The sequence below is a fragment of the Paraburkholderia sediminicola genome, from assembly GCF_046026855.1.
Taxonomy (GTDB): domain Bacteria; phylum Pseudomonadota; class Gammaproteobacteria; order Burkholderiales; family Burkholderiaceae; genus Paraburkholderia; species Paraburkholderia sediminicola_A.
The window spans coordinates 197203-210092 of the sequence record NZ_JAQQET010000002.1 but is presented as its reverse complement, the minus strand read 5'-3'; the positions used below and the strand labels follow the sequence as shown (position 1 = coordinate 210092).

Annotated in this window: 13 protein-coding genes; 9 read left to right on the top strand and 4 right to left on the bottom strand. The window is 60.3% G+C overall.

All coding sequences use genetic code 11. The features are described from left to right. The first annotated feature begins 3 nt into the window (after positions 1–3). The 3 genes from PQR40_RS03100 to PQR40_RS03090 all read left to right on the top strand — a co-directional run bounded on the left by PQR40_RS03100 (position 4) and on the right by PQR40_RS03090 (position 3613). Positions 4–495: an Lrp/AsnC family transcriptional regulator gene (locus PQR40_RS03100; protein WP_408224365.1), complete on the top strand. Its 492-nt coding sequence runs from the start codon at positions 4–6 to the stop codon at positions 493–495. A 143-nt stretch (positions 496–638) separates the two neighbouring features. Further along, a complete protein-coding gene (locus PQR40_RS03095) occupies positions 639–2174 on the top strand; it encodes an NAD-dependent succinate-semialdehyde dehydrogenase (RefSeq protein WP_408508393.1) in 1536 nt (511 codons plus the stop codon). A gap of 41 nt (positions 2175–2215) precedes the next feature. Next, positions 2216–3613: an aspartate aminotransferase family protein gene (locus tag PQR40_RS03090; protein WP_408508392.1), complete on the top strand. Its 1398-nt coding sequence runs from the start codon at positions 2216–2218 to the stop codon at positions 3611–3613. 158 nt (positions 3614–3771) lie between these two features. Here the strand turns inward: PQR40_RS03090 and PQR40_RS03085 are convergent, their stop codons facing one another. The 3 genes from PQR40_RS03085 to PQR40_RS03075 form a co-directional block, all read right to left on the bottom strand. Beyond that, positions 3772–4866: an alcohol dehydrogenase family protein gene (locus PQR40_RS03085; RefSeq protein ID WP_408224356.1), complete on the bottom strand. Its 1095-nt coding sequence runs from the start codon at positions 4864–4866 to the stop codon at positions 3772–3774. 59 nt (positions 4867–4925) lie between these two features. Then, positions 4926–6146: an ectoine hydrolase DoeA gene (gene doeA / locus PQR40_RS03080; protein WP_408508391.1), complete on the bottom strand. Its 1221-nt coding sequence runs from the start codon at positions 6144–6146 to the stop codon at positions 4926–4928. 289 nt (positions 6147–6435) lie between these two features. Beyond that, positions 6436–6681, bottom strand: coding sequence for a hypothetical protein (locus tag PQR40_RS03075; protein ID WP_408508462.1), 246 nt, complete (start codon positions 6679–6681; stop codon positions 6436–6438). Here PQR40_RS03075 and ehuA point away from each other — a divergent pair. The 6 genes from ehuA (at position 6578) to PQR40_RS03045 (ending at position 12014) form a co-directional block, all read left to right on the top strand. Further along, positions 6578–7444 (top strand): ectoine/hydroxyectoine ABC transporter ATP-binding protein EhuA, encoded by an 867-nt coding sequence (gene ehuA, locus PQR40_RS03070; RefSeq protein WP_408508455.1) that lies wholly within the window; start codon positions 6578–6580, stop codon positions 7442–7444. The two genes, PQR40_RS03075 and ehuA, sit on opposite strands and share 104 nt — an antisense overlap. Positions 7445–7510: 66 nt before the next feature. Further along, positions 7511–8353, top strand: coding sequence for an ectoine/hydroxyectoine ABC transporter substrate-binding protein EhuB (gene ehuB / locus PQR40_RS03065; protein ID WP_408389616.1), 843 nt, complete (start codon positions 7511–7513; stop codon positions 8351–8353). 73 nt (positions 8354–8426) lie between these two features. Then, positions 8427–9086, top strand: a complete 660-nt coding sequence (gene ehuC, locus PQR40_RS03060) for an ectoine/hydroxyectoine ABC transporter permease subunit EhuC (protein WP_408389614.1) — start codon at positions 8427–8429, stop codon at positions 9084–9086. A gap of 4 nt (positions 9087–9090) precedes the next feature. After that, positions 9091–9750 carry an ectoine/hydroxyectoine ABC transporter permease subunit EhuD gene (ehuD, locus tag PQR40_RS03055; protein ID WP_408389612.1) on the top strand — a complete coding sequence of 220 codons (660 nt, stop codon included), beginning with the start codon at positions 9091–9093 and terminating at the stop codon, positions 9748–9750. A 3-nt stretch (positions 9751–9753) separates the two neighbouring features. Further along, positions 9754–10527: an ectoine utilization protein EutA gene (gene eutA, locus PQR40_RS03050; RefSeq protein WP_408389610.1), complete on the top strand. Its 774-nt coding sequence runs from the start codon at positions 9754–9756 to the stop codon at positions 10525–10527. 149 nt (positions 10528–10676) lie between these two features. Further along, a complete protein-coding gene (locus PQR40_RS03045; protein ID WP_408389608.1) occupies positions 10677–12014 on the top strand; it encodes an MFS transporter in 1338 nt (445 codons plus the stop codon). Between the two features lie 22 nt (positions 12015–12036). Here the strand turns inward: PQR40_RS03045 and PQR40_RS03040 are convergent, their stop codons facing one another. Next, the gene (locus PQR40_RS03040) at positions 12037–12870 is read right to left on the bottom strand and encodes an AraC family transcriptional regulator (protein WP_408389606.1); all 834 of its coding nucleotides are present in this window, start codon (positions 12868–12870) and stop codon (positions 12037–12039) included. Positions 12871–12890: the final 20 nt, after the last annotated feature.

Below are 12890 nucleotides of genomic sequence, written 5' to 3'. Positions count from 1 at the left end.
ACAATGAAACTCGACCGTTTCGACCTGGCGATTCTGCGCATCCTCGCGCGCGACGGACGCATCACCAAGTCGCGTCTCGCTGAGGAGATCAATCTGTCGATCTCGCCGGCGTGGGAGCGCGTCAAGCGTCTGGAAGAAGGCGGTGTGATTCGCGGCTATCGCGCGGATATCGACTGGATACGCGCCTTCAAGGGCAGCCGCGTCGTGGTCGAGGTGACGCTCGCACGTCACACCGCGCAGGACATGCGGCGCTTCGAAGAGCGGATCGCCGCGGCACCGGAGGTTGTGCAATGCCACGCAACGGGCGGCGGCGTTGACTATGTGATGCACGTGATGTCGCGCGACATCGACCACTATCAGCGGTTTATCGATTCACTCCTGACCGACGAACTGGGTATCGAAAAGTACTTTACGTACATCGTCACGAAGGTGGTGAAGAGCAGCGCGGAAGGGTTGCCGGACTGGGCAGAACAAACGATCGGCGACGACGGTTGAAGCGCATGGCGATCGCGCCAGAAAATCGCCATGTGTCACGGCAAAATCCAGAAAAAACGCTGACTTTGCGACGCTTCAACCAAAAAAACCATATCGCTGCCGGTCGTACAGTAACAGACATACATCGCATACAGGAGGTCGTCATGTTGCTGGGTCATCCGGTCCTATTCAAATCGCTGTGCTACGTCGACGGACGCTGGATACACAGCGCGAGCGCCGCGAGTATCGCCGTGCAGAATCCCGCCGACCAGCAAGTACTCGGCCACGTGCCAATGCTCGACGCCTCACAAATCACCGAAGCAGTCGACGCGGCGCAGCGCGCGTTCTCTACGTGGCGCTGGCTGCCTGTTGCCAAACGCTCAGCACTGCTGTTGCGCTGGCATGAGCTGATTCTGCGCCATCAACATGATCTGGCTGCGATTCTGTCGCTCGAACAGGGCAAGCCTCTCGCCGAAGCACGCGGAGAAATCGCCTATGGTGCGAGTTTCGTCGAATGGTTTGCGCATGAAGGGCGACGCCTGAACGGCCGCACAATTCCCACGCATATCGACGGCGCGCATCTGGGCACGGTGATCGAGCCCGTCGGCGTGGCAGCGCTGATCACGCCATGGAATTTCCCCTGCGCGATGATCACGCGCAAGGCCGCCGCCGCGCTCGCCGCAGGTTGTACTGTGGTGGTGAAGCCGGCGCATGAAACGCCGTTCTCCGCACTCGCCCTCGCACAACTGGCGGAAGAAGCGGGTTTTCCCGCGGGCGTATTCAATGTTGTGCTCGGCGAACCGCAAATGGCGATGGAAACGCTGGTACGCGATACCCGGGTGCGCTCGGTGAGCTTCACCGGTTCAACGCGCGTCGGTGCGTCGGTCATGCAGACCGCGGTCCAGGCCGGCATCAAGAAGACGGCACTGGAACTCGGCGGCAACGCGCCATTCATTGTGACCGAAGACGCTGATCTCGATCAGGCCGTAAGCGTGGCGATCGCGGCGAAGTTTCAGACTTCGGGTCAGGACTGCTGCGCGGCGAATCGCATCTTCGTTGCCCGGCCGCTGTACGAAGCGTTCGTTGCGCAATATAGCGAGGCCGTGAAAGCGCTGAGGGTGGGTGCCGCATTCGAAGCAGACGTGGATGTCGGTCCGCTGATGCATCAAGCCGCGTTCGACACCACGGCGCAGCGCGTCGCCGAGGCCAAAGCGAAGGGCGCGCGCATCACCACCGGCGGCGCGGCCCATGAGCGCGGCGGCTGGTTCTTCGAGCCGACCGTGGTTGCGGACGCCGCGCCCGGCATGCGCATCTACGACGAAGAAAACTTCGCGCCTATCTCCGCAGTCTCGCCATTCGATTCGCTCGATGAAGCCATTGAGCGCGCGAACGACACCGAATACGGCCTCGTCGCCTATGTCTGCGCGAAAGACCTCAACACGGTGTTTCAACTGATCCGCCGTCTCGACTTCGCCATGGTGTCCGTGAATGGCGCGAAATTCACTGGTGCGCCGATTCCATTCGGCGGCATCAAATCGTCCGGACTCGGCCGCGAAGGCGGGGTTGAAGGTTTTGAGCCGTTTGTCGAAACCCGCTATTTCTGCCTCGGCCAGCTTGGCTTGCCGGTGACTGACAGTCTTCCCGCTCACCGTCTGGCGGCTGCAACGGCGGCTGCCGCGACGGCTGACGCGGCGGCCTGAGTCAACCCAACCCATTCAACGATCACACGAAGGAGCTTCCGATGACCCAACTCGACCAACTCTTCGACGCCGACCGCGCGCACTTCATGCACCCTTCGACGCACGCTCACGACCATGCTAGCGGGGCGCTGCCGGGCCGTATCGTGACCGGCGCAAAAGGCATCCGCATCGAGGACCATCAAGGCAAATCGTATATCGACGCCTTCGCGGGTCTGTATTGCGTGAATATCGGCTATGGCCGCACCGAAGTAGCCGAAGCGATCTACGAGCAGGCCAAGAAGCTTGCTTACTACCACACGTATGTCGGCCACTCGACGGATACGATTATCGAATTGTCGTCGCGCATTATCGACTGGGCGCCGAAGGGCATGAAGAAGGTGTACTACGGCATGTCCGGTTCGGATGCGAACGAAACGCAGATCAAGCTCGTCTGGTATTACAACAACGTGAAGGGGCGCCCGAACAAGAAGAAGATCATCTCGCGCCAGCGTGGGTATCACGGTTCGGGAATCGTTACCGGCAGTCTGACTGGCTTGCCCAGCTTCCATCAGTATTTCGACTTGCCGATCGAGCGTGTCAAACATACGGTGTGTCCGCACTGGTATCGGCAGGCGCCGGCCGGCATGAGCGAGGCGCAATTTGTCGCGTACTGTGTGGAAGAACTGGAAAAGCTCATTGCACAGGAAGGCGCCGATACGATCGCCGCCTTCATCGCTGAACCGGTGATGGGCACGGGCGGCATCCTGCCGCCGCCGGCCGGTTACTGGTCCGCGATCCAGCAGGTGCTGAAGAAGCACGACATCCTGATGATCTGCGATGAAGTGGTGTGCGGTTTCGGCCGCCTCGGCTCGAAGATGGGCGCGCAACACTACGGCATCACGCCGGACCTGATCACCGTGGCGAAGGGTTTGACCAGCGCGTATGCGCCGCTGTCGGGCGTGATTGTCAGCGAAGGCGTGTGGGACGTGATCGACAAGGCGTCGCAGGAATTCGGCGCGATGGGTCATGGCTGGACCTACTCCGGTCACCCGATCTGCGCCGCGGCGGCACTTGCGAACCTCGATATTCTCGAACGCGAAAACCTTACGCAGAACGCGGCGCAAACCGGTGCGTATCTGCTCGAACAGTTGCATGCGGCGTTTGATTCGCATCCGCTGGTTGGCGAAGTGCGGGGTGCCGGCATGCTGGCCGCGCTTGAGTTCATGGCCGACAAGGACGGCCGTCAACCGTTCGATGCAGCGCTGAAGGTCGGACCGCGCGTCTCCGCTGCGGCGTTGCAGCGTGGATTGATTGCGCGCGCCATGCCGCACGGCGATATTCTCGGCTTCGCGCCGCCGTTGGTTACGTCGCGCAACGACGTTGACGAGATCGTGAAGCTGGCACGTGAGGCGGTGGATGAAGTTGCGTCGCAGGTTTTTGCGCCGGCCGCTTCCGCGTAGCTAAATGGCGCGCCGGTTCGTGTGCCGCAGCGAATGCGGTGCGGCGCCGGCGCTGCTGATCAGTGATCGATCGTGAGGTGGTGTCGTGCGGTGGATAGAAAACAGCCGGAACAGCGGATGATCGCTGTTCCGGTTGCAATGTCATGCAGACCGTTTTTTCAAGCTCGTTTTGCTGCCGGTGTGCAATGCCGGTCCGGAATCACGACGATGTTGCCCACGAAGCGCTTGGCCATGAATTGCGTTTGCGCTTCATGAAACTTCGACAAAGGATAGGTCGCGGCCAGAACCGGCTTGATCGTACCGGCCTGGATATAGTCGAGCACGCGTTTGAAAGCCGCGCGTGTCCCTTGCGAAGACCCGTTTAGCTGTAACTGCTTCAAATACATCGTGCGCAAATCCAGTTGGACTACAGGTCCGCCAATAGCACCCGCCGTGGTGTAGCGGCCTTCCGGCCTTAGCACGTTCAGCAGCTTGCCGAACAGCGCGCCGCCGACCAGGTCGGCCACCACGTCGACCGGCCGGCCGCCTGTCATCCGTTCGACATCCGCGACAAAATTCTCGCTGTCGCGAAGCATCGCGCCTTCTGCACCGAGCTTGAGCACCGCAGCTTCCTTGCCTTTGCTAACCACCGCATACGGAATTGCACCACGCGCGCGGCATAGCTGAATGATTCCCGAACCGACGCCGCCGGAAGCGCCCGTAATCAGCACGGTTTCCCCACTCTTGACGGCGGCGCGTTCGATCATCTGTTCGCCGGTGTGATAGGCACACCAGAACGTCGCTAGCTCGGCATCGGAGTAAGTGGAATCGACGCGATGTGCGTTCTCCGCGGGTACTGCTGTGTATTCGGCGTAACCGCCATCTCGGCCGTGGCCGATGTAGTCGATATCGGCGAGGCTGTCGTCGTCGCGGTTATAGATCGATGCATCGACGATCACGCGTTCGCCGACACGTGCATCGCTGACTCCGCTGCCCACTGCGACCACGCGCCCGACAATATCCGCACCCTGAACGCGCGGAAACGACAGCGTCGAGCGGCCCCGCCGCCACGTGGAGACGGCTTGCGGGTCGTCATCCGTGCCATATGCCCCCTCGCGAACCCAGACGTCGGTATTGTTCAGCCCACAAGCGGTTACTTCGAGCAACACTTCGCCTGCTTTGCACATGGGAACCGGCACGTCGTCGCGATAGACGAGTTTGTCGAGGCCGCCGTGGGCCGTCAGCACGACAGCCTTCATTGTCTTCGGAAGCATGTTTCCCCTTACGTATTCCTGTGCGCGTCGCGGTCGCGGCGGCACAGGGGTTGACGGGCTTACGGTTTGACGAACAGTTTGCGCGGTGTGTCGCAGAAGGTCTCGACGCCGGTTTCGGTAATCAGGATGCTTTCGGTGATTTCGAGTCCCCAGTCGTCGAGCCACAGGCCCGGCATGAAGTGAAACGTCATGCCCGGTTCGAGGACCGTTTTGTCCCCCGGCCGAAGGCTCATCGTGCGTTCGCCCCAGTCCGGCGGATAGCTTGCGCCGATCGGATAGCCGCAGCGGCTGTTTTTCTCGATGCCGTATTTGTGCAGCACCGCGAAGAACGCGTGGGCGATGTCTTCGCACGTGTTGCCGGGTTTGGCTGCGGCGAGACCCGCTTCAATGCCTTCCACCACCGCGCGCTCGCCGTCGACGAAATGCTTTGGCGGCTTACCGAGGTAAACGGTGCGTGACTGCGGGCAGTGATAGCGCTTGAAGCAGCCGGCGATTTCGAAGAACGTGCCGGCATCTTTGGCGAAGGGCGTGTCGTCCCAGGTCAGATGCGGAGCGGCGGCATCGGCGCCGGTGGGCAACAGCGGCACAATTGCCGGGTAGTCGCCGCCGTAACCGTCTACGCCGGTAATGCCTGCCGCGTAGATCTCGGCGACCAGGTCGTTTTTGCGCATGCCGGGTTCGATCCGCTCGACGATATGCGCGTGCATCTTCTCAACAATGCGAGCAGCCACGCGCATGTATTCGATTTCACGCGGCGATTTAACGGCGCGCTGCCAGTTCACGAGACTGGTCGCGTCCTGCCATTTCGCCTTGGGAAGATGAGCGACGAGCGAACGATAGGCCGCGGCGCTGAAATAGTAGTTGTCCATTTCCACGCCGATCTTCAGTGCGCCCCAGCTGCGCGCCTCGATCACCTCGCGGGCGAGGTAATCCATCGGATGCCGCACGGGAGATTGCACGTAATGATCCGGATAGCCGACGATCTGCTCGTGCTCCATGAACACGGTGCGCTTTGCACCATTCGCGTCCTGGCCGCGGCCAAACCAGACCGGTTCGCCGTCTAGCGCGAGCAGCACGCACTGATGCACGTAGAACGACCAACCGTCGTAACCGGTGAGCCACGCCATGTTGGTCGGATCGGACACGATCAGCAGTTCGATCCCTGCAGCCTGCATCGCTTTACGCGTTTTGCCGATACGGGCGGCGTATTCGGCACGTTCAAACGGCAGGCGTACGACGGGTGCCGTGGTTCGCGGTTCCTGTTGCGTTGTATCTGACATCTTCCCCTCTCTCTGGCGTGACGTCCTTGCGGAAAGTGGTGACCCATGAACGCAGTGAGACACCTGTAGGCATTTCTGGCCGCAGTCTAATGCCGCGAAAAGCGGCTTTTAATGTGCTAGTTCAATCTTCATCGCGGGCCTGAACCGGGGGGGCGCAACTCGGCGACGTCGCCGTGATCTGTTTCGCGCTCTGCTCATAGGTGTTGTCCCTGACGCGTATGCCGGTTTCTTGCCCTGTCGGCCTTTCGCCTCATAGCGCGGCCCGGATCTCCATGGAAAAAGAATTGTTCTAGGGCAATCGGAACGCAAATATGGCTTTGTATTCTGGTTTGCATAGTTCTTTGCCGGGCATCACCGCCGCATCACCTTCCATCGAGCCAGGTATGACGAACGGGAACCGAATCGATATGAAAACCGCGCGAGTCGCCGACATGCTGAGTGCTTCAGCCATCGGCCCGGCGACGCTTCCGTCGGCCTCTGCCGGCACCTTTCCGCCACGCCGGGAGGCACCGATGATGAAGCCGTTGATCAGCATCGATCGCATCACGAAGCGTTACGGCGCGCTGACCGTGCTCGACGAACTCTCGCTCGATGTGATGCCGGGCGAAAAGCTCGCGCTAATCGGCCCGTCGGGTTCCGGCAAGACCACGATCCTGCGCATTCTGATGACGCTCGAATCGATCGATGGCGGCCGCATCGAAGTGGACGGCGAACAACTGTTTCATATGCCGCACGGCGGCCAGATGGTGCCCGCGAACGAGCGCCACCTGCAGAAGATGCGCGAGAAGATCGGCATGGTCTTTCAGCACTTCAATCTGTTTCCGCACAAGAGCGTGCTCGATAACGTGACGCTCGCGCCAATGCTGACCAAAGGTGAGAGCCGCGAGTCGGCGGAAAAACGCGCACTGGAACTACTCGACATGGTCGGTATGGCCGACAAGGCAAAGAGCCGCCCGGCGCAACTTTCCGGCGGCCAGAAGCAACGCGTGGCGATCGCGAGGGCGCTGGCCCTCGCACCCAAGATCATGCTTTTCGACGAAGTGACCTCCGCGCTCGACCCCGAACTCGTTGAAGAAGTATTGAACGTGATGCATCGGCTCGCCAAAGAAACCGATATGACGATGCTGCTCGTCACGCATGAAATGGGTTTTGCCCACGATTTTGCAGACCGTGTGCTGTTTTTCGACCGCGGCAGGATCGTGGAGGAAGGCAAGCCGGAAGATATCTTCAGTCATCCAGAGCATGAGCGAACTCAGGCATTTCTCCGCAAGATCATCGCCGCGGGACACCGGATCTGATCGCCCGCATCACACAACCAGACACCCTTAACGTTGCACGCCACCACGCTTTAGGAGCCAGAAATCATGAAACTGAAGGGGATTCTGATCACGGGGACGTTGTCGTTGCTGACCTTGACCGGTCTCGCAGTCGCGGCACAGGACAAACTTGCACAACTCAGGGAGCAGGGTTTTGCACGCATTGCGATTGCCAACGAACCGCCGTTTACCGCAGTCGGGGCCGACGGCAAGGTGACGGGCGCCGCGCCTGATGTAGCGCGAGCTGTCTTCAAGAGGCTGGGCGTCAACGATATCGTCGCTTCTATCTCCGAGTATGGCGCAATGATTCCGGGTCTCGCGGTGGGGCGGCACGATGCGATCGCAGCCGGTCTTTTCATGACGCCGCAGCGCTGCGCCGCGGTCGCTTACTCGGAGCCGGTGCTGTGCGCGGTGGAGGCGTTTGCCGTCAAGAAAGGCAACACCAAAAGCATCAAGACCTACGAAGAGATCGCCAAGGATCCTAAAGCTGTGATTGGCGTCGAAGGCGGCACGACCGAACAGAAACTCGCGACCGCCGCGCAGATTCCGACCGAACGCGTTGTTATCGTGCCGGACGGTCAGAGTGGCCTGAAGATGCTCCAGGACGGGCGCATCGACGCGTTCGCGCTGCCGCTGCTGTCGATCAGCGATCTGCTCTCGAAAGCGAAGGACGCCAATCTCGAATCGATCGCACCGGTGCAAGGCACGCCGGTGCAATGCGATGGCGTGGCGTTCCGCAAGCAGGACACCGCGCTGCGTGACGCTTTCGACGTCGAACTGAAGAAGATGAAGGAATCCGGTGAGTTCGCGAAGATCGTCGAGCCGTACGGTTTCTCGGCAAAGGCAGCGATGTCGACAAGCCGCGAAAAACTGTGCGCGGCGAAGAACTGAATCTGCCCGAGCCGTTTGGCACGCTACGTAGTAGCACGCTAAACGGCCATTCCGTTGCCTGCGAGGTGCGTTGATGAACGACTGGTCCGGTTATCTGCTGCTGATTCTGAAAGGCGCCGAGGCAACCGTTGAACTGACTGTGATGGGCACGGTGCTTGCGCTCGTGATGGCGTTCGTCGCAGGGCTCGGACGGCTGTCGCGGTTCTTTGCGGTACGCGCGCTCGCCACGTCGTATATCGAGTTTTTCCGCGGCACGTCGGTATTTGTCCAGTTGTTCTGGGCGTATTTCGTGTTGCCGATGGTCGGGCTTACCCTCACGCCGCTGCAGGCCGGTGTGCTCGCTCTCGGCTTGAATGTGGGCGCGTACGGCGCGGAAGTGGTACGTGGCGCGGTTGTCGCGATCGGTCAGGAGCAGAGGAGCGCATGCATTGCGCTGAATCTGTCCACGTATCAACGCATGCGTCACGTGATCTTGCCTCAAGCCTTGCCGCTGATGCTGCCCACCTTCGGCAACAACGCGATCGAGTTGCTCAAAGGCACGGCGGTCGTATCGCTGATTTCTCTTGGAGACATGACATTTCAGGCGCAGGTCGTCCGCTCGCAAACCGGCAATACGTTGATACCGTTCGCGACGATTCTCGCACTGTACTTCGCAATGGCCTGCCTGATTTCGTTCGGCGTGCGCAAGCTCGAACGCCGGATGACCTTTGGTCTCGACGGGATGAGGAGATAACCGTATGGAATGGGACTGGAGTTTCGCGCGCGGGATTATGCCGATCTTGCTGCAAGGCTTGAAGATCACTGTGCTTGCGACCTTGCTCGGCGCCGTGGTGGCGGCTGTGGTCGGCATGGCGTTCGCGATCTTGCGGCTTTCGCCGAATCGTGCGGTATCGCGTACCACTACGGCCGTGGCGAGCTTTATTCGCGGCACACCGTTGCTTGTGCAGCTTTACTTTGTTTTCTATGTGCTGCCCGATATCGGCATCCGGATGCCCGCGCTCGCTGCCGGTGTACTCGCGTTGGGTGTTCATTACGCGACGTATACGGCTGAAGTCTATCGGACCGGCATCGAAAACGTACCCCGTGGGCAATGGGAAGCCGCCAAGGCGTGCAACCTGAGTCCGGTGCAGATGTGGCAGCACATCATCTTGCCCGAAGCGGTCCCGCCGATGCTGCCCGCGCTCGCGAACTATCTGATTTCCATGTTCAAGGAAACGCCGTTGCTGTCGGCGATTACGGTCCTCGAATTGATGAACGAGGCGAAGATCGTCGCGAACACGGACTACCGTTACCTCGAACCGATGACGCTCGTCGGCGTGCTGTTCCTGTGTATCAGTCTTATTGCGGTGGTCGGCGTAAGGCTGCTCGAAAAACGCTTTCCCAACCTTGGGCACTAGGCGATGCTGAATTTCATCCATCTGCTCAGCCGGGTGCCGCGTCTGGACGATCGCGCCTTCGCCAGACGTATCGGCCTCGTGATCCTCGCAACCGATCACACCACCGAACCGGACTTCGCGACGCTCGTCGCGAACGAGCGTATCGGCATCTACGTGAATCGCGTGCCGTACGCCAACCCGGTGACGCCGGAGAATCTGCTCGCCATGCAGCCTTCGTTGACCGCCGGCGCCGCGTTGATCTTGCCCGGCGAAGCGCTCGACGTGGTGATGTATTCGTGCACGTCGGCGTCCGTCGTGATCGGAGATGCGGAGATCGAGCGGGCTATTCATGCGGTGAAACCCGAGGCACAAGTTGTCACGCCGACGGCCGCCGCGGTCACCGCCCTTAAAGCGCTCGGCGCGCGCCGTATTAGCGTGCTGACGCCCTATACGGTTGAAACCAGCCGGCCGATGGTCGAGTACTTCGCCGCACAAGGTTTCATCATCGACCGCTTCACGTGCATCGGCTTGACCGATGACCGGGAGATGGCGCGGATTTCCTACGACGATATCGTCGCATTCGCGCGTGACGCGATGGCGGAAGAATCCGACGCGCTCTTTATTTCCTGCACGGCGGTGCGGGCGGCGGCGGTTATCACGCGAATCGAAGCCGCCATTGGCAAGCCGGTCGTGAGCAGCAATTTCGCCACTGCCTGGATGTGTCTGCGTCTTTGCGGCGAGACCACGGCCAAACCTGCGCAGGGACGATTGATGACGCTGCCGCTGCCTGTCAGTTAAGCCAAATAGGTTAGCGCCGGGCAACCGGACGTCATGGAAAACCCCAACAACTGCATCGTCCTAGAACATCTTTCAAATATCGCCTCAGCGGTATTGTGGACTCGGGGCGGTGCTGAATATGTCGGATCGCTCGAAATTCAGGAGGAACGATGAGCTACGTACAGCCATGGGACAGCGAGGCCCTGCAGCCCCAATCACCGAGCCTGTTGCGGCGCGCCATCGCCGCGTCGGCGCTGGGCAACGCCACGGAGTGGTTCGACTATGGAATCTACGCATACGGTCTGACCTACATATCGGCAGCGCTTTTCCCCGGCAGCACGGCACAGGCCACCTTATTCGCACTTGCCACCTTTGCCATTTCGTTTCTGGTTCGTCCGCTCGGCGGGCTGTTCTGGGGGCCGCTCGGTGACCGGCTGGGTCGCAAGCACGTGCTGGCGCTGACGATCATCATGATGTCGGTGGCAACGCTGCTGGTCGGGCTCGTGCCGACTTACGCGCGCATCGAATGGTGGGCACCAGCGCTGCTGATCGTCTTGCGGATGATCCAGGGGTTTTCGACTGGCGGGGAGTATGGCGGCGCGGCTACTTTCATGGCCGAATATGCCCCTGACAGGAAGCGCGGTTTTTGCGGCAGTTTCCTTGAATTCGCCACCCTTGCGGGTTTCTCACTCGGCGCGTTCCTGATGCTCGGTTGTTCCGTCGTACTGGGGAATACAGCCATGCATGCCTGGGGCTGGCGATTGCCGTTTCTGATCGCGGCACCGCTTGGTCTGATTGGTTTCTATCTGCGTTCGAAGCTGGAGGACACGCCCGTCTTCCTCGAACTGGAACAATCGAGCCACAAGGAACAGCGTACCCGCGTGCCGCTGAAAGCCTTGCTGACGGAGTACTGGAAGCCGCTGCTGTTGCTGGGCGGCCTGGTGGTGGCGTTGAACGTCGTCAATTACGTGTTGCTGGCTTATATGCCGACTTTCATGCAGAAACAGCTCGGCATGAGCGACAACATGTCCTTGCTCGTTCCGCTAATCGGTATGTTGGCGATGATGGTCTTTCTTCCTTTTGCCGGGACATTCTCGGATCGGGTTGGCCGCAAGAACGTCTGGTGGTTTTCGCTGGTTGGGCTCTTTGTCGCAGCCATTCCGATGTTCCTCCTGATGAAGCATGGCGTGCCCGGAGCAATCGTAGGTTTCTCCCTGCTGGGCTTGCTGTACGTTCCACAACTTGCAAGTATCTCGGCCATGTTCCCAGCGATGTTCCCCACACAGGTACGTTATGCCGGGATGGCGATCGCCTACAACATCTCCACGTCAATCTTCGGTGGAACAGCGCCGATGGTGAACGAATGGCTTATCGCGCATACCGGCAATACGCTTATGCCGGCGTACTACATGATGGGCGCTTGCGCGATCGGCGCGTTCGCGCTGATCTTCGTGACGGAGACATCGGGCTGTTCGATACGCGGGCGGGAGATACCCGGCAGGAAGTAGGGAATATTCAACGCGCCGGTGATCAGGCCTTCAATGGCAGCCAGATTTCGAGTCCACCCATGCCACTGACCGGGTCGAACTGTTCGCTATAGCGCTCGAAATTCGGCGCGTCCGCAGGCACATGTCCCGACGCCGGCAGCCATTGATTCCATATCGTGTTGACGGTGCGCCGGATCGACGAGATGTGCTCGCGGTGGCTGAATACCGCATAGCGTTGCGCGACAATGCGCAAGCGGTTCAACTCGGCGGGCAGTGCCGAGAAGTCGCCGACCTCGACGCCGCACAGGTAGTCGAAATTTCCCGCGTCGTCGGCGTTGTAGCAAACGCCGTAGGCCACGCCGCCCACTTGTCCCGGCACCTTGCCGAAGAAGTCGCCAAAGCGCTGCCATTGCGACGGAATGGCGGTGCTGGTGTCGCAGGTGTAGCGTTCACTCAGGCCCGCGACGAGAAACGGTTTGCCGTCTTCGAAACGCGGCGGTTCCAGATGCGTGAGAAGGGTTTCGTCCATTTTGATCGGCTCCATGATGGCAATATTGTCGAGATGACCACGCGCGCGCAGCGCTTCGGGGGTGAGTCCGAATTGCTCGCGAAACGCACGCGTGAATGCTTCATGAGAACCGTAGCCCGCGTCGATGGCGACCGTCAGGATGTCGGGCGCGCCATCGGCGAGACGCCGTGCTGCTTCGCTCAAGCGCCGCGCACGAACATAGCGCATCACCGAAAACCCGGTGGCTGCTTCGAAAGCACGCGCCAGATGAAAGCGCGATACGCATCCACAATTGGCGATGTCGTCGAGCGTCAGCTCGCGGGCAAAATGGCTTTCGATAAACCAGAGCGCTTTTCCAACGGGGTTCATATCGGCTCTCATGTCTGCAT